Annotated in this window: 16 protein-coding genes; 7 read left to right on the top strand and 9 right to left on the bottom strand. The window is 72.6% G+C overall.

Annotation, left to right across the window (positions count from 1 at the left end):
• The first annotated feature begins 304 nt into the window (after nt 1-304).
• Nucleotides 305-5278: an NAD-glutamate dehydrogenase gene (locus ACZ60J_RS21905; protein ID WP_469684042.1), complete on the top strand. Its 4974-nt coding sequence runs from the start codon at nt 305-307 to the stop codon at nt 5276-5278.
• Nucleotides 5279-5366: 88 nt separating this feature from the next.
• Here the strand turns inward: ACZ60J_RS21905 and ACZ60J_RS21900 are convergent, their stop codons facing one another.
• Both ACZ60J_RS21900 and ACZ60J_RS21895 read right to left on the bottom strand, forming a co-directional pair.
• Nucleotides 5367-6179: an ABC transporter ATP-binding protein gene (locus ACZ60J_RS21900; RefSeq protein ID WP_469684041.1), complete on the bottom strand. Its 813-nt coding sequence runs from the start codon at nt 6177-6179 to the stop codon at nt 5367-5369.
• On the bottom strand, nt 6172-7086 hold the full coding sequence (locus ACZ60J_RS21895; RefSeq protein ID WP_469684122.1) for an ABC transporter permease: 915 nt from the start codon (nt 7084-7086) through the stop codon (nt 6172-6174). Before ACZ60J_RS21895 ends, ACZ60J_RS21900 begins: the two co-directional genes overlap by 8 nt.
• Before the next feature lie 134 nt (nt 7087-7220).
• On the opposite strand from ACZ60J_RS21895, the gene ACZ60J_RS21890 reads away from it, so the two are divergent.
• Nucleotides 7221-7853, top strand: a complete 633-nt coding sequence (locus ACZ60J_RS21890) for a TetR/AcrR family transcriptional regulator (protein WP_469684040.1) — start codon at nt 7221-7223, stop codon at nt 7851-7853.
• A 123-nt stretch (nt 7854-7976) separates the two neighbouring features.
• Here the strand turns inward: ACZ60J_RS21890 and ACZ60J_RS21885 are convergent, their stop codons facing one another.
• The 5 genes from ACZ60J_RS21885 to ACZ60J_RS21865 all read right to left on the bottom strand — a co-directional run bounded on the left by ACZ60J_RS21885 (nt 7977) and on the right by ACZ60J_RS21865 (nt 18080).
• Nucleotides 7977-10226, bottom strand: coding sequence for a bifunctional glycosyltransferase/CDP-glycerol:glycerophosphate glycerophosphotransferase (locus tag ACZ60J_RS21885; RefSeq protein WP_469684038.1), 2250 nt, complete (start codon nt 10224-10226; stop codon nt 7977-7979).
• A gap of 128 nt (nt 10227-10354) precedes the next feature.
• Complete coding sequence (locus tag ACZ60J_RS21880) at nt 10355-11221, bottom strand: carbohydrate ABC transporter permease (RefSeq protein ID WP_469684036.1); 867 nt, start codon at nt 11219-11221, stop codon at nt 10355-10357.
• The gene (locus ACZ60J_RS21875) at nt 11218-12588 is read right to left on the bottom strand and encodes a carbohydrate ABC transporter permease (protein WP_469684034.1); all 1371 of its coding nucleotides are present in this window, start codon (nt 12586-12588) and stop codon (nt 11218-11220) included. Before ACZ60J_RS21875 ends, ACZ60J_RS21880 begins: the two co-directional genes overlap by 4 nt.
• A 4-nt stretch (nt 12589-12592) precedes the next feature.
• Nucleotides 12593-14035 carry an ABC transporter substrate-binding protein gene (locus ACZ60J_RS21870; RefSeq protein ID WP_469684032.1) on the bottom strand — a complete coding sequence of 481 codons (1443 nt, stop codon included), beginning with the start codon at nt 14033-14035 and terminating at the stop codon, nt 12593-12595.
• Nucleotides 14036-14231: 196 nt separating this feature from the next.
• Nucleotides 14232-18080, bottom strand: coding sequence for an FHA domain-containing protein (locus ACZ60J_RS21865; RefSeq protein ID WP_469684030.1), 3849 nt, complete (start codon nt 18078-18080; stop codon nt 14232-14234).
• 427 nt (nt 18081-18507) lie between these two features.
• Here ACZ60J_RS21865 and ACZ60J_RS21860 point away from each other — a divergent pair, with 427 nt between their 5' ends.
• Together ACZ60J_RS21860 and ACZ60J_RS21855 are read left to right on the top strand one after the other, a co-directional pair.
• Nucleotides 18508-20295 (top strand): serine/threonine-protein kinase, encoded by a 1788-nt coding sequence (locus tag ACZ60J_RS21860; protein ID WP_469684028.1) that lies wholly within the window; start codon nt 18508-18510, stop codon nt 20293-20295.
• A gap of 196 nt (nt 20296-20491) precedes the next feature.
• The gene (locus ACZ60J_RS21855; protein WP_469684026.1) at nt 20492-21739 is read left to right on the top strand and encodes a serine/threonine-protein kinase; all 1248 of its coding nucleotides are present in this window, start codon (nt 20492-20494) and stop codon (nt 21737-21739) included.
• Between the two features lie 168 nt (nt 21740-21907).
• Here ACZ60J_RS21855 and ACZ60J_RS21850 read toward each other — a convergent pair whose 3' ends face one another.
• On the bottom strand, nt 21908-22975 hold the full coding sequence (locus tag ACZ60J_RS21850; protein WP_469684024.1) for an isopenicillin N synthase family dioxygenase: 1068 nt from the start codon (nt 22973-22975) through the stop codon (nt 21908-21910).
• Between the two features lie 330 nt (nt 22976-23305).
• On the opposite strand from ACZ60J_RS21850, the gene prfB reads away from it, so the two are divergent.
• Nucleotides 23306-24415: a peptide chain release factor 2 gene (prfB, locus tag ACZ60J_RS21845; RefSeq protein WP_469684022.1), complete on the top strand. Its 1110-nt coding sequence runs from the start codon at nt 23306-23308 to the stop codon at nt 24413-24415.
• Nucleotides 24416-24526: 111 nt separating this feature from the next.
• Here prfB and ACZ60J_RS21840 read toward each other — a convergent pair whose 3' ends face one another.
• A complete protein-coding gene (locus ACZ60J_RS21840) occupies nt 24527-24721 on the bottom strand; it encodes a hypothetical protein (RefSeq protein WP_469684020.1) in 195 nt (64 codons plus the stop codon).
• Between the two features lie 225 nt (nt 24722-24946).
• On the opposite strand from ACZ60J_RS21840, the gene ftsE reads away from it, so the two are divergent.
• Together ftsE and ftsX are read left to right on the top strand one after the other, a co-directional pair.
• On the top strand, nt 24947-25636 hold the full coding sequence (ftsE, locus tag ACZ60J_RS21835; RefSeq protein WP_250741064.1) for a cell division ATP-binding protein FtsE: 690 nt from the start codon (nt 24947-24949) through the stop codon (nt 25634-25636).
• Between the two features lie 17 nt (nt 25637-25653).
• Nucleotides 25654-26577, top strand: coding sequence for a permease-like cell division protein FtsX (gene ftsX / locus ACZ60J_RS21830; protein ID WP_274552953.1), 924 nt, complete (start codon nt 25654-25656; stop codon nt 26575-26577).
• Nucleotides 26578-26602 lie beyond the last annotated feature (25 nt).

The raw sequence follows: 26602 nt of genomic DNA, 5'->3' as shown, positions 1-26602 counted from the left end.
TTTTGTACACATACAGCTCATGACGAGCCGGGGGTGGAGCGAGATAGCCTGGTACCCGTGATCAGCGCGATAGTTCTCGGAGGCACCGAAGCCTCCGCCCGGCGCCCGGCGCACATACGTGCCCGGGCCCTCGCTGATCCCCGCCCCCGGGACCTCCTGCCGATCATGGCCGATTTCCTCCCGGTGGGCTCTCTCGACGGCATAGCGTCGATCCCGAACGGACACCGAAACCCCGCCTCGCGGTGCTATGCCATTCCTTCCTTCACCTACGTCACGCAATGGCGCGCGACAGGAGCCAGAGGACATGCAGACCAAGCTGGACGAAGCAAAGGCCGAGCTGCTCGCGCGGGCGGCACGGGTAGCTGAGAACAGCCCGGCCGGGGGGCTACTTCCGACTGGGTCCGAGCAGGGGGAGCGTCCCGACCGGGACACCACTCTCGCCTACCTCCAGCGCTACTACCTGCACACCGCCCCGGAGGACCTGCTCGACCGGGACCCGGTCGACGTGTTCGGGGCAGCGCTCTCGCACTACCGGCTCGCGGAGAAGCGTCCGCAGGGCACCGCGAACGTTCGGGTGCACACGCCCACGGTGGAGGAGAACGGCTGGACCTCCAGCCACTCCGTCGTCGAGGTGGTCACCGACGACATGCCGTTCCTCGTGGACTCGGTGACGAACGAGCTGTCCCGCCACGGGCGCGGCATCCACGTCGTGATCCACCCGCAGGTCGTCGTCCGCCGCGACGTCACCGGCAAGCTCATCGAGATCCTCGGTCCCGACTGCGACGCGCACGGTCCCCGCACCGCGCGCCCCCACGACTCCCTCGTCGAGTCCTGGATCCACGTCGAGATCGACCGCGAGACCGACAAGGCCGACCTCAAGCAGATCACCGCCGATCTGCAGCGCGTCCTGTCCGACGTGCGCGAGTCCGTCGAGGACTGGGAGAAGATGCGCGACGCGGCGCTGCGCATCGCCCAGGAGCTCCCCGAGGAGCCGACCGCCCCGGACCTGCGCGAGTACGAGCTCGAAGAGGCCCGCGAGCTGCTGCGCTGGCTCGCCGACGACCACTTCACCTTCCTCGGCTACCGCGAGTACAACCTCGTCGACGGCGACGCCCTGGCCGCCGTGCCCGGCACCGGCCTCGGCATCCTGCGTTCCGACCCGCTGCACCACGGCCAGGACGAGGCGCACCCCGTCTCGCCCTCCTTCAACCGGCTGCCGGCCGACGCCCGCGCCAAGGCCAAGGAGCACCGCCTGCTGGTGCTGACCAAGGCCAACAGCCGCTCCACCGTGCACCGCCCCTCGTACCTCGACTACGTCGGCGTCAAGAAGTTCGACGCCGAGGGCAACGTCGTCGGCGAGCGCCGCTTCCTCGGCCTGTTCTCCTCCGCCGCGTACACCGAGTCGGTGCGCCGGGTCCCGGTCATCCGCCGCAAGGTCGCCGAGGTCCTCGAAGGCGCCGGCTTCGCCCCGTCCAGCCACGACGGCCGCGACCTGCTCCAGATCCTGGAGACCTACCCGCGCGACGAGCTGTTCCAGACCCCGGTCGACCAGCTCCAGGCCATCGCCACCTCCGTCCTGTACCTCCAGGAGCGCCGCCGGCTGCGGCTGTACCTGCGCCAGGACGAGTACGGGCGCTACTACTCGGCGCTGGTCTACCTGCCGCGCGACCGGTACACCACCGGCGTCCGGCTGCGGCTGATCGCGATCCTGCAGGAGGAGCTCGACGGCATCAGCGTCGACTTCACCGCCTGGAACACCGAGTCGATCCTCTCCCGCATCCACTTCGTCGTCCGCGTCCCGCAGGGCACCGAGCTGCCCGTGCTTACCGACGCCGACGTCGAGCGGATCGAGGGCCGGCTGGTCGAGGCCGCCCGCTCCTGGGCCGACGGCTTCGGCGAGGCGCTCGTCGCGGAGCTGGGCGAGGAGCGTGCCGCGGAGCTGCTGCGCAAGTACGCGAACTCCTTCCCCGAGGGCTACAAGGCCGACCACTCGCCGCGCTCGGCCGTGGCAGACCTGTGCCACCTGGAGCGGCTGTCCGCGAGCGACCGCGAGTTCGCGCTGTCGCTGTACGAGCCCGTCGGCGCGGGCCCCGGCGAACGCCGGTTCAAGATCTACCGCACGGGCGAGCAGGTCTCGCTCTCCGCGGTCCTGCCGGTCCTCCAGCGCCTGGGCGTCGAGGTCACCGACGAGCGGCCGTACGAGCTGCGCTGCACCGACCGCACCAACGCGTGGATCTACGACTTCGGTCTGCGGATGCCGCTGGCGAGCGGCACCGGCGACGCCGCCAACTACCTCGGCGACGACGCCCGCGAGCGGTTCCAGGACGCCTTCTCCGCGGTCTGGCAGGGCGACGCCGAGAACGACAACTTCAACACCCTGGTACTGGGCGCCGGACTGACCTGGCGCCAGGCCGTGGTCCTGCGCGCGTACGCCAAGTACCTGCGCCAGGCCGGTGCCACCTTCAGCCAGGACTACATGGAGGACACCCTCCGCAACAACGTCCACACCACCCGGCTGCTGGTCTCCCTCTTCGAGGCCCGGATGTCGCCGGGCCGCCAGTCCGCGGGCACCGAGCTCGTCGACGCGATGCTGGAGGAGCTGGACGGGGCCCTGGACCAGGTCGCCTCGCTGGACGAGGACCGGATCCTGCGGTCCTTCCTCACCCTCATCAAGGCGACGCTGCGCACCAACTTCTTCCAGCTCGACGCCGCGGGCGAGCAGCACTCCTACGTGTCGATGAAGTTCGACCCGCAGGCCATCCCCGACCTGCCGGCGCCGCGTCCGGCCTTCGAGATCTGGGTCTACTCCCCGCGCGTCGAGGGCGTCCACCTGCGCTTCGGCAAGGTCGCCCGCGGTGGCCTGCGCTGGTCCGACCGCCGCGAGGACTTCCGTACGGAGATCCTCGGCCTGGTCAAGGCGCAGATGGTCAAGAACACCGTCATCGTGCCCGTGGGCGCCAAGGGCGGCTTCGTCGCCAAGAACCTCCCCGACCCGTCGGTGGACCGGGACGCCTGGCTCGCCGAGGGCATCGCCTCGTACAAGATCTTCATCTCGGCGCTGCTCGACATCACCGACAACATGGTCGGCGGCGAGGTCGTACGGCCCAAGAGCGTGGTCCGCCACGACGAGGACGACACCTACCTCGTCGTCGCCGCCGACAAGGGCACCGCGACCTTCTCCGACATCGCCAACGGGGTCGCCGAGTCCTACGGGTTCTGGCTGGGCGACGCCTTCGCCTCCGGCGGCTCGGCCGGCTACGACCACAAGGGCATGGGCATCACCGCCCGCGGCGCCTGGGAGTCCGTCAAGCGGCACTTCCGCGAGCTCGGGCACGACACCCAGACGCAGGACTTCACCGTCGTCGGCGTCGGCGACATGTCCGGCGACGTCTTCGGCAACGGCATGCTGCTCTCCGAGCACATCCGCCTGGTGGCCGCCTTCGACCACCGGCACATCTTCATCGACCCGAACCCGGACGCGGCCACCTCCTACGCCGAGCGGCGGCGCCTGTTCGACCTGCCGCGCTCCTCGTGGGCGGACTACGACAGCTCCCTGCTGTCGGCCGGCGGCGGGATCCACCCGCGCAGCGCGAAGGCCATCCCGGTCAACGCGCAGGTCCGCGAAGCCCTCGGCATCGAGGCCGGCGTCACCAAGATGACCCCGGCCGACCTGATGAAGGCGATCCTCCAGTCCCCGGTGGACCTGCTGTGGAACGGCGGCATCGGTACGTACGTCAAGGCGACGGCCGAGACGCACGCGGACGTCGGCGACAAGGCCAACGACGCCATCCGCGTCAACGGCTCCGACGTCCGGGCCAAGGTGATCGGCGAGGGCGGCAACCTGGGCCTGACCCAGCTCGGCCGCATCGAGTTCGCGCACACCGGCGCCGGCGGCGAAGGCGGCAAGGTCAACACCGACGCCATCGACAACAGCGCGGGCGTGGACACCTCCGACCACGAGGTGAACATCAAGATCCTGCTGAACTCGGTGGTCGCCGACGGGGACCTGACCGTCAAGCAGCGCAACAAGTTCCTCGCCGAGATGACCGACGAGGTCGGCCGTCTGGTGCTGCGCAACAACTACGCCCAGAACGTGGCACTGGCCAACGGCGCCGCCCAGGCCCCCAGCCTGCTCCACGCCCAGCAGCGCTTCATGCGCCGCCTGGGCCGCGAGGGCCTGCTCAACCGTGAGCTGGAGTTCCTGCCCAACGACCGGCAGATCCGCGAACTGCTCAACAACGGCAGGGGCCTGACCCAGCCGGAGCTGGCCGTCCTGTTCGCCTACACCAAGATCACGGTGGCGGACGAGCTCATCCACACCGAGCTCCCGGACGACCCGTACCTCGACCGCCTGCTGCACGCCTACTTCCCGGGCGCGCTGCTCGCGAAGTTCCCCGAGCAGGTCGACGGGCACGCGCTGCGCCGCGAGATCATCACCACGGTGCTGGTCAACGACACCGTCAACAGCGGTGGCTCGACCTTCCTGCACCGCCTGCGCGAGGAGACCGGAGCCTCCCTGGAGGAGATCGTCCGGGCGCAGCTCGCGGCCCGCGAGATCTTCGGCCTGGCCGCCGTGTGGGACGCGGTCGAGGACCTCGACAACGAGGTCGCCGCCGACGTCCAGACCCGGATCCGGCTGCACTCGCGGCGCCTGGTCGAGCGCGGTACGCGCTGGCTGCTGAACAACCGGCCGCAGCCGCTCCAGATCACCGAGACCATCGAGTTCTTCGCCGACCGGGTGGAGCAGGTCTGGTCGGAGCTGCCGAAGCTGGTGCGCGGCGCGGACCTGGAGTGGTACGAGGCCGTCATGGCCGAGCTGATCGGCGAGGGCGTGCCGGAGGAACTGGCGGCCAAGGTGGCCGGCTTCTCCTCGGCCTTCCCGACGCTGGACATCGTCGCGATCTCGGACCGTACGGGTGTGGAGCCGCTGGCGGTCGCCGAGGTGTACTACGACCTCGCCGACCGGCTGGAGATCACCCAGCTGATGGACCGCATCATCGAGCTGCCGCGGGCCGACCGCTGGCAGTCGATGGCCCGCGCGTCCATCCGCGAGGACCTGTTCTCGGCGCACGCGGCGCTGACCGCGGACGTGCTGGCGGTCGGGAACGGCACCTCGACTCCCGAGGAGCGCTTCAAGGCGTGGGAGGAGAAGAACGCGGCGATCATCGGGCGTGCGCGGACGACCCTGGAGGAGATCCAGGGGTCGGACGACTTCGACCTGGCGAACCTGTCCGTCGCCATGCGGACGATGCGCTCGCTCCTGAGGACGCACGCGTAGCCCTGGCGGGGCTCGAACGGTAACGGGCCGGGCCCGGAACCCCCTTCCGGGGTTCCGGGCCCGGCCCGTTCGTCGTGCTGGACTGCCGTCAGCGGCTGTTCGTGAACTGCTCGTACGCGTCGCAGACCTCTGCCGAGGGGCCGTCCATGCGCAGGACGCCCGCTTCGAGCCAGATCGCGCGGTCGCAGGTTTCGCGGACCGTGCCGATGCCGTGGCTGACGAGGAAGACGGTGCCGGCCCGTTCGCGGAGCTCCTCGATGCGGGCCTGGCTGCGGCGCTGGAAGGCGGCGTCGCCGGTGGCCAGGGCCTCGTCGATCATCAGGACGTCGTGGTCCTTGGCGGCGGCGATGGAGAAGCGCAGCCGGGCGCCCATGCCGGAGGAGTAGGTGCGCATGGGCAGGGAGATGAAGTCGCCCTTCTCGTTGATGCCGGAGAAGTCGACGATGCCCTGGTAGCGCTCGCGGATCTGCTGCTTGGTCATGCCCATCGCGAGGCCGCCGAGGACCACGTTGCGTTCGCCGGTCAGGTCGTTCATCAGGGCGGCGTTCACGCCGAGCAGCGACGGCTGGCCGTGCGAGAAGATCCGGCCGCGCGCGACCGGCTGGAGGCCGGCGATGGCGGACAGCAGGGTGGACTTGCCCGAGCCGTTGGTGCCGATCAGGCCGATGGCCTCGCCCTTGTACGCGGTGAAGCTGACGCCCTTGACGGCGTGCACTTCGCGGATGCCGGGGGTCTGCTTGCGGGAGAACATCCGGCTCAGGGAGGCGGTGGCGCCGCCCTTGCGGCCGCCGGCGCCGTTCACCTTGTAGATGACGTGGACGCCGTCGGCGATGACGGTCGGGACCCGGGTGTCGATCGCGGGTGCGGGGGCGATCGCGGTGGTGGTTGCGGTGTCAGCCACGGCCGTACTCCTCCTCTGCCTTCCAGAAGAACAGGAACCCGCCCACGCCGACCAGGAGTGCCCAGCCGAGCGCGATCAGCCACACGTGGTGGGGGAGCTGGCTCGCCTTGTAGGAGTCGATGAGCGCGAAGCGCATCAGGTCGATGAACACGGCCGCGGGGTTGACCTTGAGGGCCGTGGACACCCACGACGGCAGGTGGTCGCTCCTCAGCATCTGGTCGATGGACCACATGACGCCCGAGGCGTACATCCAGGTGCGGATGACGAACGGCATCAGCTGGCTGATGTCCGGGCGCTTCGCACCGATCCTGGCCATGATCATGGCGCAGCCCGCGCAGAACGTGGCCATGAGGAGCAGGGCGGGGACGGCGAGCAGCCAGTTGGCGCGGGGGGTCTGGCCGAAGACCAGCAGCAGGATCACCAGCGCGCCCATGGTCACGAGCAGTTGCTGGAAGAGCTGCACCACGGTCGACAGGGGCAGCGAGGCACGCGGGAAGTGCAGGGCGCGCACCAGGCCGAGGTTGGACTGCACGGCCCGGGTGGAGGCGTTGACGGAGCTGCCGATGAAGTCCCAGATGAACACGCCGGTGATCAGGAACGGCAGGTAGTCCGCGACGCCGTGGCTGGCGTGCATGACCATGCCGAAGATGAAGTAGTAGACCGCCGCGTTCAGGAGCGGGGTCATCAGGTGCCAGACCTGGCCGAGGCTGGCCTGGCTGTACTGGGCCCTCATCCGGGCGGTGGAGAGCGCGGTCACGAAGTGGCGCCGGCCCCACAGCTGGGCCACGTACCGGTGGACCGGGGGGCGGGCGCCGCTGAGCGTGAGGCCGTGGGCGGCCGCCAGGTCGGCGATGGGGTCGGCCGGCCGACCCTTCGCCGGAGCGGGGGCCGGTGGCGCGGTGGTCACTGTCACGGGAGTCGCTTTCGACGGGGTCGGGGCGTCGGCTGGCGATGGGACGGGTCCGTATCGTCGCTACGGTGAGGTTAGGTCGTTCGACGTCGGAACGCAACCGTATCGTCGTGGCGGGTTATGCTCTGCTTATGACGCCTGAGCCTGCTGCCGCCCCCGCTGCCCCCGCCGCCCGTAGAGCCCCCGCAGGGGCCGCCGTTCTCCGCGAGGACGTGACCGAGGCGATCCGGGCGGCGGTGGTCGAGGAGCTGGCCACCGTGGGCTTCGCGCGGATGTCGATCGAGGGGATCGCGCGGCGGGCGGGCGTCGGCAAGACGGCCGTGTACCGCCGGTGGAAGTCGAAGCTGCACCTGGTGCTGGACCTCGTGGGCGCCTTCGCCGTGGACGGCCTGCCGGTGCCGTCGACCGGGTCGCTCTACGGGGACGTACGGGCGCTGCTGGAGGTGATGTCACACGTGCTGCGGCATCCGGTGGCCTCGGCGGTGATTCCGGACCTGCTGGTGGAGGCGGCGCGGAATCCCGAGATCGCGGATGCGGTGCGGGGGGCGCTGCTGGAGGGGCAGCGGCGGATGGCGGAGGGGATCATCACCGAGGCGGTGGCGCGGGGGGAGCTGCCGGTGGGGGTGGATGCGGGGAAGGCGCTCGATCTGGCGATCGGGCCGTTGTACTGGCGGCAGGTGGTCGTGCGGGACGCCGTCCCCGGGGGGTACCTGGACGACCTTGCGCGGTCGGTGGTCGCCGGGCTGACGGCCGGGCCGGCGTAGGGGCTCCCGCTGCGCGGTGCGGAGTCCCCTACCCGCCCTTCCACCGTTCCCCGGGCTGCGCCCGGACCCCCCTGGGGCTCCGCCCCAGACCCCGGTCCTCAAACGCCGGACGGCTGAGAACGGCTACGGCCAGCGGGACGTGGTGAGGTGGGCCAGGGTGGGTTCCGGGGGTGCGGAGGGGGCCGGGGGAGTGGGGCGGCGGTCTTCCAGGGGGGTGATGGGGGCCGTGGGCTGGCTCAGGAAGACGCGGCGGACCACGCGCTCCGCCGCCTGGCCGTCGTCGTGCGTGCAGAACCGGGTCCGGAAGGACGCGCGGAGCTGTGCGGAGCGCGAGCCCTGCCAGTGGCCGGTGGAGAAGATGTCCACCAGTTCGTCCTCGGTGCGGGCGATCGCCCCCGGGGGGAAGGCCCGCAGGTCGAAGTAGGTGCCGCGGGAGGCCTCGTACGCCTCCCAGTCGTCCGCGTGGATCACGATCGGGCGGTCCAGGGCCGCGTAGTCGAACATCAGGGACGAGTAGTCGGTGACCAGTGCGTCCGAGGCCAGGCAGAGTTCCTCGACCGAGGGGTGGGCGGACACGTCGAGGAGGCGCGGGTGGGGGTCGGGGGCGGGTGAGCCCGCGTACGTGAGGTGGGTGCGGGCCAGGATCGTGTAGCGCGGGCCGAGGTCGCGCAGGATGCGGTCGAAGTCCGGGTGGGCCGGGCGGCTGCGCCGGTAGTCGCGGTGGGTCGGCGCGTACAGGATCGCCGTGGAGCCCGGCGGGATGCCGAGGCGTTCGCGCAGTTCCAGGACGTCCGCCTGGGTGGCCCGGTGGAACACGTCGTTGCGGGGGTAGCCGTATTCGAGCGTCGTGTAGGAGGACGGGACCGCCCTCTCCCAGACCAGGGTGGAGTGGCGGTTGGAGGACAGCATGTAGTCCCACTGGTCCGCACCGCGGAGCAGGCCCGCGAAGTCCGGGGTGGGGGTGGCCGCCGGACGGTCCTGGAGGTCGAGGCCGACCCGCTTGAGCGGGGTGCCGTGCTGCGTCTGGACCAGGATCTGGCCGGGCCGCTTGGCCAGCGCACGGTCGAAGTTGACGTTCGTGACGAGGTAGGTGGCACGGGCCAGGGCCGTCCAGTACGCCGCCGAGCCGGGACGGAGCGGGGTGGTGCCGCGCGGCAGGGTCGAGGCGTGTGCGGGATCGCAGATCCAGGCCGTCCTCATGCGCGGGGCGAGTTCGCGCAGCTTGGCCTCGATCGCCGCCGGGTTGCAGGCGTAACCGCCGTGCCAGTACGCGGAGAAGACCGCCAGCTCCGGGCGGAGCGGGAGCAGGCGCTGGGTGCGGTAGTGCAGGCGCAGGGCGGTCTCGCGCAGGCCCCGGCCCAGGGTGGTCCCGGCGCGGGCCGCGGTGAGCGAGGCCGAGCGGAGCAGGGACAGGACGCGGTACGCACGCCTCGCGCCCAGCCGCATCAGGAGGTGGCGGGTGCGGTCCGTCCGGCTCAGGGACAGGGGCCGGGGGCCCGGCACCCGGTAGCGGCGCAGCAGGGCCGAGGCCCGGGCGAAGAACTCGGCCCGGGCGGCGCGCGGGAGCCGGCGCGGGTCCGCGTACAGGGCGCAGAAGTGCTCGGCCATCCGCCGGTGCACCGCGGGCCGCCAGCGCTCCAGTTCGGGGCGGGTGGCGAGGTAGCCGAAGACGCGGTCGTACTGGTCGAAGACGTCCAGGTGGCGTCGGGTGGAGGTGGTCAGGATCGAGCCCGTGCGGCGCTGGCGGTAGTGCACGCAGACCCGGTCGAGGACGGCGACCGACTCCGCCGCCAGGAGCGCCGGGTAGGTCCAGGGGGTGTCCTCGTAGAAGCCGGGCGGGAAGGAGAGGCCCTCGCGCTCCACGTACTCGCGGCGGTAGGCCTTGTTCCACACCACCATCAGCATGCCGAGGAGGGCGGGGCGGTCGGCGAGGCGGAAGCTGGCCGGGCCCTCCTCGGAGAGGCGGTGGGACTGGCTGTTGCGGACCAGCTCGCCGGTCCAGTAGGTGCGCGCGTAGTCGTAGACCAGGACGTCCGGGGAGCCGGTGGCCTTCAGCCGGTCGGTGATGGCCTCCAGGGCGCCGGGGGCCAGGGCGTCGTCGCCGTCGAGGAAGAGCACGTAGTCGCCGGTGGCCCGGGACAGGCCCGCGTTGCGGGCCGGGCCCAGGCCCAGGTTGTGCGCCAGGTGCACGGCGGTGACCCGGGGGTCGCGGGCCGCGCATTCGTCGATGATCGAACCGCAGGCGTCCGGGGAGGCGTCGTCGACCACGATCAGTTCGAGATCCGGGTACGACTGGGTCAGGACCGAGTCCAGACTCTCCTGGAGGTAGGCCTGGACCTTGTACGCGGGCACGATGACGCTGAACCGGGGCACGGCACATCCAGGGGTCGGCGCGGGCATATGGCCCAGGAACCCCCGGCGTGGTGATCGGGTTACGCAGGGTGCGGCATTCGGGTTACGGAGCGTCAACCACGCACGTCAACGCCGTGATCCACACCGCTCTACTTGATCGCTCCCGCCATCACCCCCGAGACGAACTGCCGCTGGAAGGCGAAGAAGACGACGAGCGGCACCACCATCGACAGGAAGGCGCCGGGCGCCAGCACGTCGATGTTGTTCCCGAACTGCCGTACCTGCTGCTGGAGCGCGACCGTGACGGGCGGGTGCGCCGAGTCCGCGAAGACCAGGGCGACCAGCATGTCGTTCCACACCCACAGGAACTGGAAGATGCCGAGCGAGGCGATCGCCGGACCGCCCAGCGGCAGCACCACCCGTGCGAACAGCCGCAGTTCGCCCGCCCCGTCGAGCCGGGCCGCCTCCAGCAGCTCGCGCGGGATCTCCGCGAAGAAGTTGCGCAGCAGGAACACGGCGAACGGCAGCCCGAAGGCGGTGTGGAAGAGGACCACACCCGCCGTCGTCTCGAACAGGCCGATGGAGCCGAAGAGTTCGGACACCGGGATCAGTGCCACCTGGACGGGGACGACGAGCAGGGCGACCACGATCAGGAACAGCCAGTCCCGGCCGGGGAACTCCAGCCAGGCGAAGGCGTATCCGGCGAACGCCCCCAGCGCCAGCACGAGCAGGGTCGCCGGGACGGCGATGGCCGCCGTGTCGACGAGCGAGCCCGTGACGGTGTCGTTGGCCAGCAGCCGCTCGTAGTTGTCTGCCGTCAGCCGGGAGGGCGCCGTGAGCGCCTGCCACCAGCCGCCGTCGTTCAGCGCGGTGGGGGAGAGGAAGGAGGAGACCAGCAGCCCGAGCGTGGGCAGCAGCCAGAACAGGCCCACCAGGACCAGGAAGACCCGCAGCGCCCCGCCGGCCGCCCGGGAGGCGAGGGACCGCGCGGTGGGCAGCGTGCTCATCGTGCTCATCGGCGGGCCTCCCGGCGCATCCGGCGGATGTTGTAGGCCATGACGGGAGCCACCAGCACCAGCAGCAGCACCGCGATGGCGCTGCCCAGCCCCGGATCGGCGTCCGTGCCGAAGGAGGTCCGGTACAGCTGGAGCGCCAGGACGTTGGCGTCGTCCTGCACGGCGCCCGGGGCGATCACGAAGACCAGGTCGAAGACCTTCATGACGTTGATGACGAGGGTCACCAGCACGACCGCCAGGACGGGCGCCAGCAGCGGCACCGTGATCCGCCGCAGCACCTGCCACTCGCTCGCCCCGTCCACCCGCGCCGCCTCCAGCAGTTCGCGCGGTACGGCGGCCAGCCCGGCCCCGATCAGCACCATCGCGAACCCGGCCCACATCCACACGTACGCCCCGATCACCGCCGGGGTCACCAGGGTCGGGCCGAGCCACTCGACGCCCCCGTAGGCCTCCCGGAAGTTCGAGGCGGGCAGTCGCAGCAGGGCGCCGTCGGCCGCGGCGGACAGGGTGAAGGTGCCGTCGGCCCGGGTCCGCGCCGAGTCGACCACCCGGCCGTCCTTGACCGCCTCGACGCGCAGCCCCGACAGGGCGGACTCGGTGGGGTCGACGGTGTTCGTCGTACCGCCCCCGCCCCGGGTGAAGTCCTGCCAGGCGGTGCCGGTGACCTTCCCGGCCCCGGGGGCTGCCGGCTTCGCCGTGGAGGTGCCCGCGGGCAGGGCCTCCGGGGCGATCCCGACCAGCGGGAGGAGGGCCGGCACGCCCGCCCGTACCGGATCGCGGGTCACGTACGCGCCCCCGTCGGCCGGGACCAGCGGCGAGTCCCGGCCGGGGCGGGCCTTGGGGAAGGCCGAGGACTCGGCGAAGGTGTCGTGGACGCCGACCCAGACGGCGTTGGCCACGCCCCGGTCCGGGTCGGCGTCGTAGACGAGCCGGAAGATGATGCCCGCCGCGAGCATCGAGATGGCCATCGGCATGAAGACGATCAGCTTGAAGGCCGTTCCCCAGCGCACCCGTTCGGTCAGCACGGCGAAGAGCAGACCGAGTGCGGTGGCGGTCACCGGGGCCAGCACCACCCAGATCGCCGTGTTCCCGAGCGCGGTGCGGATCGTGTCGTCGCGCAGGATCTCCCCGTAGTTCCCGGCGCCCACGAACTCCTCGCCCGAGCGGTCGAAGAAGCTGCGGTAGAGCGAGTAGCCGATGGGGTGCACGACGAGCGCGCCGAGCAGGACGAGCGAGGGCAGGAGGAACGCCGCGGCGGTCAGCCGGCGGCGCCGGGCCTCCCGGCCCTTCGGGGAGCGGGGGCCGGTGGCGGGGCCGGTGGAGGGGCCCGCCGCCGGGGTGGTCGCGGGGGAGGCTGCCGGGGTCACGGGGTCAGTTCCCGTAGGCCTTGGCCGCGTCCGCCTCCAGCCTCGCCTGCGTCCCCGCGATGTCGGCCGGGTTCGCCAGGAAGTCCTGGAGCGCCTTCCACTCGCCCGCGCCCGGGGTCCCGCCGAAGGCCGCCGGAGCCTGGTCCGACATGTCGAAGCGGAAGTCGTCGCCCGCCGCGATCAGGGCCTGGGCGATGCCGCGCTGGATGTCGTTCGGGTACGCGTCCGGGGGGAGCGCCTTGTTCGGGGAGAGGAAGCCGCCCTCACGGGCATGGATCCGCGCCGAGTCCACCGAGGCCAGGAACGTCAGCAGCGCCTGCGCGCCCTTCGAGGCCTTCAGCGCCACCGCCACGTCCCCGCCCGAGACCACCGGCGCCTTGCCGCCGACCGCCGGGAAGGGGAAGACCAGGGCGTCCTTGCCCACCTTCGCTTCCGTCTGGGCGATGTTGACCGCCACGAAGTCTCCCTCGTAGACCATCGCGGCGGCCGGCCGGTCGCCGCCGGTGAAGGTCTGCGTCACCGACTTCGGGAACTCGGTCGCCAGCGCCCCGCTCTGGCCTCCCGCCAGGAAGTCCTTGCGGCCGAACAGCTCGGCGAGCGAGGTCAGCGCCTGCTTCACGCTGTCGTCCGTCCACTTGAGCTCGTGCCGGGCCAACTGGTCGTACTTCTCCGGGCCCGCCTGCGAGAGGTAGACGTTCTCGAACCAGTCGGTCAGGGTCCAGCCGTCGGCCCCCGCCACCGAAACCGCCGGGGTACCGGACGCGGACAGGGTGTCGGCGGCCGTCAGCAGTTCCTTCCAGGTCGCCGGGGGCCGGACGCCCGCCGCCTCGAAGGCCTTCGCGTTGTACCAGATCAGCGACTTGTTGGCGGCCTTGTAGTAGACGCCGTACTGGGTGCCGTCGACCGCGCCCAGCTTCTTCCAGCCGGGCGAGAAGTTCTGGTCCAGCTGGGCCTGCGCATCGGTGCCGACCGGCTGCGCCCACTTGTTCTCGACCGCCGCGACCAGCGCCCCGACCTGCGGGAGCAGCGCCACGTCCGGCGGGGCCCCGCCCGCGATCTTGGAGCCGAGGAAGGTGACGATCGGGTCCTGCGCCGGGACGAAGGTGACCGTGGCGCCCGTCCGCCGCTCGAACTCCTTCAGGACCTTGACGAAGTTCGCCTGCTCCGCGCCCGTCCAGACGGCGGCGACCTCCAGCTTCTCCCCGTCGAGACGGGGTAAGGAGACGGACGGCCCGCCGGAGCCGCCGGGGGCCTCGGAGCCCTCCGTGCCCTTCGAGGGCTCCTTGCCGTCGCCGCCGCAGGCGCTGAGCGCGAGCGCGCCGGCCACGGCCAGGGCGGCCCATGCGTGCCGTCGGCGTCGGGAGGTGCGGAGTGGGGATGTCCCGAGCGGGGATGTGCGGAGTCGGGATGTTCCGGGTGTCGTGCGGCTCGTTCCGTGCGTGCGCATGGCGGTGCCCCCGATGCCTCGCTGGCGATGGTGTGTCCCGTGCCACAAGGTCTACGCCGCCCCGCCCACCCCCGCAATACCGCCTCGCGGCGTACGGGGGTGGGCGGGGGACCGCCCGGGGGGCGGCCCCGGGGGCCGGTCAGGGGCGGCCCGGGGGCGGCTCGGACGCCGGTTCAGGCGCGTACCGGACGCCGGTTCAGGGCGCCGGCGGGAACAGCACCGGGACCGCCGACACCAGGTGCGAGGCCCGGTCCAGGGCGCTGGCCAGGAGCGCCAGGTCGGTCGGACCGTTGCCCAGCTCGCGGACCGGGCGGCGGGCCGGCGGATCGCCCATCCGCTCCCACTCCACCGGGACCACCGTCGGCCGCAGCGTGGCCGTCCGGGGGATCCGGCCGGTGACCCGGCCGCCCTGGAACGCGGCCGTGCGCCCGTCGGCGTACCGGAGCACGCCCCGGCCCGGCCCCGGCTGGTCCGGGGCGTCGAGCTCCACGCGCAGGGTCGTCAGCCGGGCCAGCTCGGTGTCGGCCGTCCGCTCCGGCCGGGCACTGGTGGCCACCAGGTGCACCCCGAGCCGGGCACCCTCGCGGGCCACCGCCTCCAGCGCACGGACCACCGAACCGGCGGCGGGCCGGCCCGTACTGCCCAGACCCGGCGCGACCAGCGCGTCGAAGTCGTCCACCAGCACGACCAGGCGGGGCAGGGGGCTGGGCCCGGCCGGCTGATCGGTACGGGTGGCCGAGGAGCGCAGCCGCAGGGTTCCCGAACGCTGGGGTTCGAGATCACCGCGCAGCTCGCCCGGGGTGGGCTGGCGGGGAGAGACCATCCGGTCGGAGACCTCGCGCACGGCGTGCCACTCGGAGAACGGCACCCCGTCCAGGAGCTCGGACCGCCGCTTCAGCTCGGCCCCCAGCGCCTGCGCGAACTCCCGCATCCGCAGCGGGTCCGAGGCGACCAGGTGCGCCGAGACGTGCGGCAGCTCCGTACAGGGCAGCAGGCCGTCGCCGCGCTCGCCGCCGGCCCCGTCGAGCAGGACCAGGCCGAGGCGGTCGGGCCGGGCGGCCGCCGACAGGGAGGCCGCCACGGAGCGCAGCAGTTCCGTACGGCCGCTGCCGGCGGGCCCCTCGATCAGCAGGTGCGGCCCGTCCGTGACCAGTTCGGCGCCGACCGGCCCGCGCCGGCCGGTGCCGAGGACTATCTCCGCGAGCCCGCCGACGCGCTGCCCCTGGTCGGTGGCGGCGGCCCAACGGGCCATCAGCGAAGCCGGGGTGGCCCGGGCCAGCCCCAACTCGTCGAGCAGCCGCGACGTCTGGGGCAGGCTCGCCGCGGCCGGACGGTAACCGCCTTCCGCGACCGGGGAGTCGGCCTTGAGCGGGGCCAGGGCGCGGGCGAACCGCTCCGCCCAGGCCGCCGATACGGCGTCCGCCGTGGCCGTACCGCCGGACCCGGCCGGTGCGCCGCCCGAGACCGCGAAGGTCCGTACGGTCGTGGCCACGTCACCGCTGAGCAGGGCCGCGGTCGGGCAGTCCCGGAAGGCGGGGGCGGCCGCGCAGGCCGCCTCGTACGTCTCGGCGACGGGCGAGGCGGGCGTCGCGGCCGGAGCCTCGGCCAGGACCAGCACGTGGATCCCGGCGGCCGGCCCGTGCGAGGTCAGCCGGCCGGTGATGTCCCGGAGCGCCCCGGGACCGGGGTCCCCGTCGAGGACCAGGAGGGTGTACGGGCCCCGGTAGGCGTACGAGGCCTCGCGCACCGCGTCCGGGCCGGCCGCGGCCCAGTGGGTGCCGAGGGGGCCGTCGTCGAGCCGCCGGGTCAGCTCCCCGGCGCGGGCGGCCGCCTGATCGCGGTCGTACGCGAGCAGCAGCCGGCAGTCCTGCCCGTGCGCCGGGCGTACGTGGGGCAGCCAGCCGAGCCAGCCCCAGTCGCGGCGGCGTTCGGCGAGCGGGCGGGCCCGGTCGGCGGAGACCAGCACGATCTCCAGGCGCTGGCCCGGGGCGTGCAGGGCCGCCAGCCGGGCGATGACGGAGCGGGCCACACCGGTCAGCCGGGCCCGCGGGCCCGCGATGCCGAGCGCGCCGGTCTCGCGGAGCGCGACCTCGCAGCCCGCGCCGAGCGTGACGTCGAGCCCGGCGGGCCCGGCCCACAGCCGCGGGGCCGGCCCCAGGGCGGTGAGCAGCAGGGCCGCGGGATCGTCGGCGCCGGGCCGCGCGGTCACGGCGGCCGCGGGCCCGGCGACCGCCTCCGCCTCGGCGGCGTCCGCCCCGCGCACCCACTTGCGCGCCCAGGCGCCGATGCCGCGGCGCGCCGCGCGGCGGGGTTCGGCCTCGCGCGGCGCCCCGGGCTCCTCCCAGCCGCCGGCCCCGTGATGCTCGACCCCGGTCCACTGCGCGTCCCCGGCCCCGGCCGCCCGGTGCCCGTAGGGGTCGGAGAGCCCGCTCGGGTGGGCTGCGGAGTAGGGGTCAGGGGCTCCGGCCCCGTGGGCCGCTCCCGCATACGGGTCTGCGGCCCCGGCCCCGTGCTGTGCTCCCGCGTACGGGTCGCCGGCTCCGCTTCCGTGGGCCGCTCCCGCGTACGGGTCCGCGGCCCCGGTCGGGTGCTGTGCTGCGGCGTGCCGTCCCGGGGTGCTGTCGGGGTGTGCCGCCCCGGCGTGCTGCCCGGGGGCGCCGTCGGGGTGCTGTGCTCCGGCGTGCCGCGCCGAGGCTGCTCCGGAGTGGGCCGCGTCGCCGTAGGGGCCCGTGGCTTCCGGGGCTGCGCCCGGGTGTGCCGGTCCGCCGTACTGGCCGGCGGCGCCGGAACGGTCGGGGACCGGGTGGTGTCCGGCGTCCGGGGCGCCGAATCCGGACCCGGGCCTGGCGATGCGGCCGGCCCGCGGCGGCTCGGCCTCGCCGCCCTGGCCGGTGTCGCCGTACGGCCAGGGGGCCGGGGAAGCGGAGCCGGAGGCGTTCCGGCCGCCGCCGGTGTGGTGTTCGGCGCCGCGGGCGGCGGGGACCGCTCCGCCGCCGCCGTCCCGGTGTGCGCCGCCCGGGATCCCGTAGCCGGGCCGGACGGGGTCGGGGGCGGAGCCCCCGTTTCGGGAAGGGGCGGGGTGGGGGATCTGCCCTTGGGCCCCCAGGCTCTGCCCGCCGGGGTACGCCCCACGGCTCAGGGCCCCGCCGTCGGGGTACGACCCGGCCGGGCTGCCCGGCGTAGCGCCGCTCCAGGCTTCGCCAGGGCCGCCAGTGCGGGATCCCGCGTCCGGGGTCGGGCTGTCGGGAGTGGGGTGGCCCGGGAGGGTGACCGCGAGGTGGCCCTCCAGGTCCGGGGTGAGGGGGAGCGGGGTGGGGGCCGGGCCCACGGCCAGGCGGAGCGTCGATTCGCCGACCCGCAGCAGCGCCCCCGGCGCGAGCGCCACCCGCTCCGCACCGACCACCGCGCCGTCGAGCGTCGTGCCGTTCGTCGACCCGGGGTCGGCCACCGCCACCCGCCCGTCGGGGAGCACCGTCACGGTGCAGTGCAGGCGCGAGACGTCCGGATCGTCCAGCGGGACGTCCGCGTCGGCCGAGCGCCCGATCCGGATCGCCCCGGGGTGCAGCAGGTGCACCCCGCCGGCGTCCGGCCCGGCCACGACGTGCAGCCGGGGCCCGTCGCCGAGGGCGTTCGCGCCCGCGGTCCCGTCCGTCCGTACGTCGGGGCCGGGCACGTTCAGCGACAGCACCGCCCCGTCCACGAGCGGCGGTTCGCCGAGCGCGCAGCGCGCCGGGTCCAGGCGCTCCGTACCGGCGTACAGCACGACCGTGCCGCCGGTGTCGGGTCCGCCGACGGTCGCCGCGAGCCCGGAGGCCACCGCGGACAGGGCGGTGCCGGCGGGCGCGGTGACGAGTACGTCACAGCTCGCCGGTGCGCCTCCTCCGCCGGTGCCCCCGCCGGAGGCGGTCGCGGTCGCGGTGGCGGTCTGGTGGCCGCTGCGCGACCCCGACCCGAGGACGGTCAGCCGGATCTGCATCGCCGTCAGCGGTCCCTTCTGCGCGGTGCGCGGTGTGTGCGCCCGGCAGGGACCTGCGGGACGGATCACCCGTGCCCGTTCGCACGTGGTGCCCGCCCGTCCGCCCCCACCCGGCACGGACGCGTCGTCCGGTCAGGTCTGCCCGGAAGGCGGGGCTCCCGTCCCGGCCGTTCCGTACGGGTGCATCCTCGCACCTGTCGTCCTCAACACGCCCGCCACCCGCCGGTAAGTGATCTTGATCGGTCGCGGACCTGCGCCGGACCTGCAAGAGGGCCGATCGGAAATCGACAGGATGGCCGGGAAAAACGCCCCCGGCATACGCCGCAAACATCACCCTTCGTGCATATGTGCGGCAACCAACCTCCCTCGCCCAGCGTCTTCCTCCGGGACAAGCCCTAGAGTGGGCCGGAAAACCAATTCGCAGATCAGGCCTGGACCACGTGTGGATCATGCGTGGGCCACGCGCCGGAATCGACGACAGCAGGGAGCGCGCGACGTGCGGCCAGTCGGCAGCAAGTACCTGCTCGAGGAGCCGCTCGGACGCGGCGCCACGGGCACCGTCTGGCGCGCCCGCCAGCGTGAGGCGGCCGGTGCGGAGGCGGCCGTGGCCGGCCACCCCGGCGAGACCGTGGCCATCAAGGTCCTCAAGGAGGAGCTGGCCCAGGACCCCGACATCGTCATGCGCTTCCTGCGCGAGCGCTCGGTCCTGCTGCGCCTGACCCACCCCAACATCGTCCGCACCCGTGACCTCGTCGTCGAGGGCGATCTCCTCGCCCTCGTCATGGACCTCGTCGACGGCCCGGACCTGCACAAGTACCTGCGCGAGAACGGCCCCTTCAGCCCGGTCGCCGCGAGCCTGCTCACCGCCCAGATCGCGGACGCGCTCGCCGCCAGCCACGCCGACGGCGTGGTCCACCGCGACCTGAAGCCCGCCAACGTCCTCGTCGACGAGCGCGACGGCCAGATGAAGCCGATGCTCACCGACTTCGGCATCGCGCGCCTGGCGGACTCCCCGGGCCTGACCCGCACGCACGAGTTCGTCGGCACCCCCGCCTACGTCGCCCCGGAGTCCGCGGAGGGCCGTCCGCAGACCTCCGCCGTCGACATCTACGGCGCCGGCATCCTGCTCTACGAGCTCCTCACCGGCCGCCCGCCCTTCGCCGGCGGCACCGCGCTGGAGGTCCTGCACCGCCACCTCAGCGAGGAGCCGCAGCGCCCGCCGAACGTCCCCGAGCCGCTGTGGACGGTCATCGAGCGCTGCATGCGCAAGGAGCCCTACGAGCGCCCCAGTGCGGAGAGCCTGGCGCGCGGCCTGCGCGTGGTCGCCTCCGGCATCGGCGTGCACTCCACGGCCGCCGAGGTCGAGGCCGCCCTCGGCGTCGGCGCGCTCCTCGCGCCCGACCCCTCGCCCGCACCGGTGCCCGAGACCCCGGGCGCCGCGGACCCGACGCAGATGCTGCCCGGCCGGGGCGCGGCCGCCCCCATGGGGGCCTACGACCCCAACGCCATGACCAGCGTGATGCCGCCGGTCGGCGCGGCCGACGCGACCTCCGTGCTCCCGAGCACCGGTGCGCCCGGCGCCGACCCGACCTCGGTGATGCCGCCCGTGCAGCGGCCGGACCAGCCGCACCCGTGGCAGTCGCAGATGCAGGCGGCCCGCGACCGCAACGAGCAGACGCAGATGCACTACCTGGACCCGAGCGAGGACCCCCTGCGCCGCCGGCCGCAGCGCCAGGGCCCGCCGCCGCAGCAGCAGTACCAGCAGCCGCAGCGACCCCAGCAGCCGCAGCAGCGACCGCAGCAGCCTCCGCAGCAGCAGCCATACCGGCAGGCTCCGCCGCCGCAGCAGTACCAGCAGCCTCAGCAGTACCAGCAGCAGCAGTACGCGCCGCCGCCCCCGCCGCAGCACTATCAGCCGCAGCAGCAGCACCCCCAGCAGTACCAGCAGCCGCAGGGGCAGCCCCAGTACCGCCAGCCGCAGCCGCCGCCCCAGCAGCAGCCCCCGCAGGGGCCGCCGCCGGGCCGTCAGCGGGAGCCGCGGGAGCCCCGCGAGCCCCGCCGCAGCGCGAACCCGGTGCGGATCCCGGGGCTGGGATGCCTCAAGGGCTGCCTGGTGATGATCCTGGTGTTCTTCGTCGCGGGCTGGCTGGTCTGGGAGTTGACCCCGCTCCAGTCGTGGGTCGGCACCGGCCGCGGCTGGTGGGACCAGGTGTGGACCTGGGGCTCGGACGCCGTGGACTGGGTCACCACGATCGGCGACGCCGCGGGCGGTACGGGCTCCTGATCCCTGCCCCCTCGGCAGGGAACTCCGTACCGGCGCAATCCACTCGAACCGGGCCTTGTACCGGTGACTTCGTGGATTTGTCGACTTCTGGGACGTGATTTCGCCCGCAGAAGTGAAGGTCGCCGCGATCCGTGGGCTCCAACCCCCACCCGGCCGCGTAGCTTTGGTGCGTACGCCAGCCGCTGAGGGAGCAGTTGTGGCACGGAAGATCGGCAGCCGGTACACCGCGCACCAGATCCTTGGACGCGGCAGCGCGGGCACGGTGTGGCTGGGCGAGGGGCCTGACGGCCCCGTCGCCGTCAAACTGCTGCGCGAGGACCTCGCGTCCGACCAGGAACTCGTCGGACGGTTCGTCCAGGAGCGCAGCGCGCTCCTGGGCCTGGAGCACCCGCACGTCGTCTGCGTCCGCGACCTCGTCGTGGACGGCAACGACCTCGCCCTCGTCATGGACCTCGTCCGCGGTACGGACCTGCGCACGCGCCTCGACCGCGAGCGGCGGCTCGCCCCCGAGGCGGCCGTGGCCATCGTCGCCGACGTCGCCGACGCCCTGGCCGCCGCGCACGCGGCCGGGGTCGTGCACCGGGACGTGAAGCCGGAGAACGTCCTGCTCGACATGCAGGGCCCCCTCGGACCGGGCGGCGCGCACCCGGCGCTGCTCACCGACTTCGGCGTGGCCAAGCTCATCGACTCGCCGCGCCGCTCCACCGGCGGCCGGGCCTCGGCCCCCACCACCCGGATCATCGGGACGCCCGACTACCTGGCGCCGGAGATCGTGGAGGGGCTGCCGCCGCGCGCGGCCGTGGACATCTACGCCCTGGCCACCGTGCTGTACGAACTGCTCGCCGGGTTCACGCCGTTCGGCGGCGGGCATCCCGGGGCGGTGCTGCGGCGCCACGTGACGGAGACCGTCGTCCCGCTGCCCGGCATCCCCGACGAGCTGTGGCAGCTGATGGTCCAGTGCCTGGCCAAGGCCCCCGCCTCGCGGCTGCGGGCCTCGGAGCTCTCCCTGCGGCTGCGGGACCTGCTGCCGCTGCTGGCGGGGATGCCGCCGCTGGACGTGGACGAGCCCGACGAACCGGAGCAGGCGGAGTTCGCGGAACCGGAGGCCGTCGCCGATCCGGTGCGGCGGCGGGGCGTGGTCCCGCTGGTCCCCGGCTCCGCGACGGATTCCAACCGGGACACCCACACCTCGATGCGGGTGCCGGGGCCGGACGAGCTGGCGGGCGGCGCGCTGGGCACGGCCCGGGTTCCGCGTCCCGCCGGGGGGCACCGGCCCGGCTCCGCGCGGCACCGGGCGGAGACGGTCCGCAAGCGGCGGCTCGCGCTGTCCGCTGCCGCGGTGGCGCTGGCCGCGGCGGTCGGAGTCGGCAGCTGGCTGGCCACCTCCTCCGACTCGGCGCCCCCGCCCCAGGACAGCAAACAGTCGGGCTCGACGGCCCCGTAACCGGACGGGCTGGATACATCCAGCCTCGCCGGCGTTTGAGGCGCGGGGTCCGGGGCGCAGCCCCGGGGAACGGTGGAAGGGTGGGTAGGGGACAGCCCCGCAGGGGTCGCCCGCCACGGCCCACGCCCCTCGGGGCTCCGGGGGCCGTAGCCCCGAGGGGCTTCGGGGCTACGCCCCGGGGACCAGTTCCGGGTGCCAGCGCCGCGCCACCGCGGGGTGGGCCCGGACCCACCCCTTCAGCTCGTTGCGGCCGTACTCCGCGTGCAGCGGGTTCGACGCGTCGTGCGCTATCCCCGGCGCCGCCACCAGGTAGTCACCCGGGACCGTCTCGATGACGGCGTCGAGCCGCGGGTTGTAGAAGAACGGCACCGAGTACCGCTCCACGCTCCCCGCCGGACTCACCACCCGGTGGTCCGTCGCCGTCAGGTACCCCTCCGTCGCGATCTCCAGCAGCTCGCCCAGGTTGACCACGAAGGCCCCCGGCATCGGGGGGACGTCCAGGAAGGCCCCGTCGCGGACCACCTGGAGCCCGCCCACCGAGTCCTGGAGGAGGAGGGTGAGGAACCCGTAGTCCTTGTGGGCCCCGACCCCCTGGTCGGTGCCCGTCGGGGCGGATCCCGGGTAGCGGATCAGCTTCGTGTGCAGGTGGGGCCGGTCCGCGAAGGCCTCGTCGAAGAAGTCCGCCGGGGCGCCGATCGAGGCGAGCAGCTCGCGGAGCAGGCGGTGGGCCACCGCCGCCAGCCGGGACTGCCACTCCAGCACCGCGTCCCGCAGTTCCGGAAGGGCCGCGGGCCACTGGTTGGGGCCCTCCAGCCACAGGTACGCCGGGTCGTCCGGCCCCGGTTCCCGCGCCGCCCGCTCCGCGCCCACGTCGAGCTGGTCGCGCCAGTCGGAGGCGCCGCCGGTGAGCTCGTGCCCGATCCGGGTGTACCCCCGGAAGTGCGGGGAGTTGAGATTGCTCACGGCCAGCCGGTCAGCCTCCGGGAGGGCGAAGAACGCCCTGGTCAGGGCCAGGATGCGGGTGGTCTCGGCGGCAGTGACCCCGTGCCCCGTGAGGTGCAGGAAACCGCTGTCCCGGGCGGCCGCGTGCAGGTCCTTGCGGAAGGAGTCGCGCAGCGTCGGATCGTCTGCGTGAGAGAGGTCCAGGACCGGGAGGGAGGGGGCCTCGGGCGAGGAAGGAGACGCGGAGGAAGAGGCAGTAGAGGGAGAAGGAGAAGAAGGGTGCGCGGACGGCATGACGGCTCCGTTTCGGGATGTCACGGGGTCCTGTCCCCAGGGGTGGCGGGGGCCGCGGCCGGGGGGAGGGCCGCCGGCAGGGTTGGCGCCGGGACCGCGAGGCCGCGTACAGGACCAAGTCGGATCGGGGTGGATCAGGCTTGGGGATGGTCCGGCGGCAGACAGCTCGTCGTCGTGACACGCATGTGGTCCACATGGCGGCGCTTGACGAGGCGGCGCTTGACGGGAAGGGCGGTCATATCGTGAGCGTACGCCCGTCCGACCCGCCATTAGTACGGGTGATTCGGCCTGGCCGGAGAGCGCCCCCCGGGGACCGGCTACGCTGGACCCGTGGCAGTCGTCGATGTTTCCGAAGAGCTGAAGTCCCTCTCCTCGACCATGGGGTCGATCGAGGCCGTCCTGGACCTCGACAAGCTGAGGGCAGAAATCGCCGTGCTCGAGGAGCAGGCCGCCGCGCCGTCCCTGTGGGACGACCCGGAAGCCGCCCAGAAGATCACGAGCAAGCTTTCGCACCTCCAGGCGGAGGTCCGTAAGACCGAGGGCCTGCGCGGGCGCATCGACGACCTCGCGGTGCTGTTCGACCTCGCCCAGGAGATGGACGACGCGGACACCCTCGCCGAGGCGGAGACCGAGCTGGTCTCCGTGCGCAAGGCGCTGGACGAGATGGAGGTCCGCACCCTGCTCTCCGGCGAGTACGCCGAGCGCGAGGCGCTGGTCAACATCCGTGCCGAGGCCGGCGGCGTGGACGCCTCCGACTTCGCCGAGCGCCTGCAGCGCATGTACCTGCGCTGGGCCGAGCGGCACGGCTACCCGACCGAGATCTACGAGACCTCGTACGCGGAAGAGGCCGGCATCAAGTCGACCACCTTCGTGGTCAAGGCCCCGTACGCCTACGGCACCCTCTCCGTCGAGCAGGGCACCCACCGCCTGGTCCGGATCTCGCCCTTCGACAACCAGGGCCGCCGCCAGACCTCCTTCGCGGGCGTCGAGGTGCTGCCGGTCGTCGAGACCAGCGACCACGTCGAGATCGACGAGGCCGAGCTGCGCGTCGACGTGTACCGCGCCTCGGGTCCCGGCGGCCAGGGCGTCAACACGACCGACTCCGCGGTCCGCATCACGCACCTGCCGACCGGCATCGTGGTCTCGTGCCAGAACGAGCGCTCGCAGATCCAGAACAAGGCCAGCGCGATGAACGTCCTCCAAGCCAAGCTGCTCGAGCGGCGCCGCCAGGAGGAGAAGGACAAGATGGACGCCCTGAAGGACGGCGGAAGCTCCTGGGGCAACCAGATGCGGTCCTACGTCCTGCACCCGTACCAGATGGTCAAGGACCTCCGGACGGAGTTCGAGGTCGGCAACCCGCAGGCGGTGCTCGACGGCGAGATCGACGGCTTCCTGGAGGCCGGGATCCGCTGGCGCAAGCAGCAGGAGCAGACCGCGTAGGTCTCGGTACAGCAAGGGGAAGGGCCCGGACGCCGTCGAGGTGTCCGGGCCCTTCCGCGTATGCGTCTGTCTGATCGGGACGTGGCGGCTGAGGGACTACGCCGTCTGCGACTACATCGTCTGCTGGGCCACCAGTGCCAGCGCGGCCACCAGGATCACCAGCAGTGCGATGAGCGCCACCGGGGTGATGCCACCGGAGAAGGGGCCCTCCTGCTGGAGGCGCTCCCGGTTCGCCCGGCACACCCGGCAGCGGCCCTGACTGACGGGTCCGGCGCAGTTCGCGCACACGAGCCGGTCAAATGTCATGCGCTCCTCCTCTCGTCCCCTCGGTTACAACGGTTGCGGGAACCGGTCCGTTCCCCCTCCCACTGTGCCAGCTTCGATGACATTCGGCGCGGCCCCTCCGGGCAATCACGGTCGCCCACCTCTCGGACCAGGGGATATATCGGGCAACTCCGGACGCCGGGTCCACACCTCGCGCCTGTTCGCGTATGGTCACGCAGACCTACTCCCGGCGACCGTGGTGCACCCGTGATCCGATTCGACAACGTCTCCAAGTCCTACCCGAAGCAGAGCCGCCCGGCACTCAGAGATGTCTCCCTGGACATTTCGAAGGGCGAGTTCGTCTTCCTGGTCGGCTCCTCCGGCTCCGGCAAGTCCACCTTCATGCGGCTCATCCTGCGCGAGGAGCGGGCGAGCCACGGCCAGGTGCACGTCCTGGGCAAGGACCTCGCCAAGCTCTCCAACTGGAAGGTTCCGCAGATGCGGCGCCAGCTGGGGACCGTGTTCCAGGACTTCCGCCTCCTGCCGAACAAGTCGGTGGCCGACAACGTGGCCTTCGCCCAGGAGGTCATCGGCAGACCGCGCGGCGAGATCAAGAAGGCCGTTCCCCAGGTTCTGGAGCTCGTCGGCCTCGGCGGCAAAGAGGACCGGATGCCCGGCGAGCTCTCCGGTGGTGAACAGCAGCGCGTGGCCATCGCCCGTGCCTTCGTCAACCGGCCGGCCCTGCTGATCGCGGACGAGCCCACCGGCAACCTGGACCCCCAGACCTCCGTCGGCATCATGAAGCTGCTGGACCGGATCAACCGGACCGGCACCACCGTGATCATGGCGACCCACGACCAGCAGATCGTCGACCAGATGCGCAAGCGCGTCATCGAACTCGAGCAGGGCCGTCTCGTCCGCGACCAGTCGCGCGGCGTCTACGGCTACCAGCACTGAAAGGCTCCTGAGACGCGATGCGCGCCCAGTTCGTCATGTCGGAGATCGGGGTCGGTCTCCGCCGCAATCTGACCATGACCTTCGCGGTCATCATCTCCGTGTCCCTCTCGCTCGCCCTCTTCGGCGGGTCCCTGCTCATGCGCGACCAGGTGAGCAAGATGAAGGGGTACTGGTACGACAAGGTCAACGTCTCCATCTACCTCTGCAACAAGAGCGACGCCGAGGCGACCAACGGGGCCTCCTGCTCCAAGGGTGCGGTGACCCCGGAGCAGAAGCAGGCCCTGGAGACCGAGCTCAAGGGCATGGACCTCGTCGAGGCCGTCACCTACGAGTCCTCCGACGAGGCCTTCAAGCACTACAAGGAGCAGTTCGGGCACACCGCCCTGGCGGCGTCCATCACCCCGGACCAGATGCCCGAGTCCTTCCGGGTGAAGCTCAAGCAGCCGGAGAAGTACAAGGTCATCACGACCTCCTTCTCCGGGCGTGACGGGGTCCAGTCGGTGGAGGACCAGCGCACCGTGCTGGACAACCTCTTCAGACTCCTCGGCTACCTCAACTGGGCCGCCCTCGGCATCATGCTGATCATGCTGATCGTGGCCCTGCTGCTGATCGTCAACACGGTGCGCGTCTCGGCCTTCAGCCGTCGGCGCGAAACCGGGATCATGCGCCTGGTGGGTGCCTCCAGCTTCTACATCCAGGTGCCGTTCATCATGGAGGCCGCCTTCGCCGGCCTGATCGGCGCGCTGCTCGCCTGCGGGATGCTCGGCGCCGGCCAGTACTTCGTGATCGACCACGGCGCCGCGCTGCGCGACAAGATGGAGCTCATCAACTTCATCGGCTGGGACTCGGTCCTGACCAAGCTTCCGCTCGTCCTGGTCATCGGCGTACTGATGCCCTCCCTGGCCGCCTTCATCGCCCTGCGCAAGTACCTCAAGGTGTGACGAGCGCCCCGTGAGCGGTACGGCC

The sequence above is a fragment of the Streptomyces sp. NPDC104226 genome, from assembly GCF_055584085.1.
Note: the sequence above shows the minus strand (reverse complement) of the source record. Positions and strands in the feature narration are given on the sequence as shown.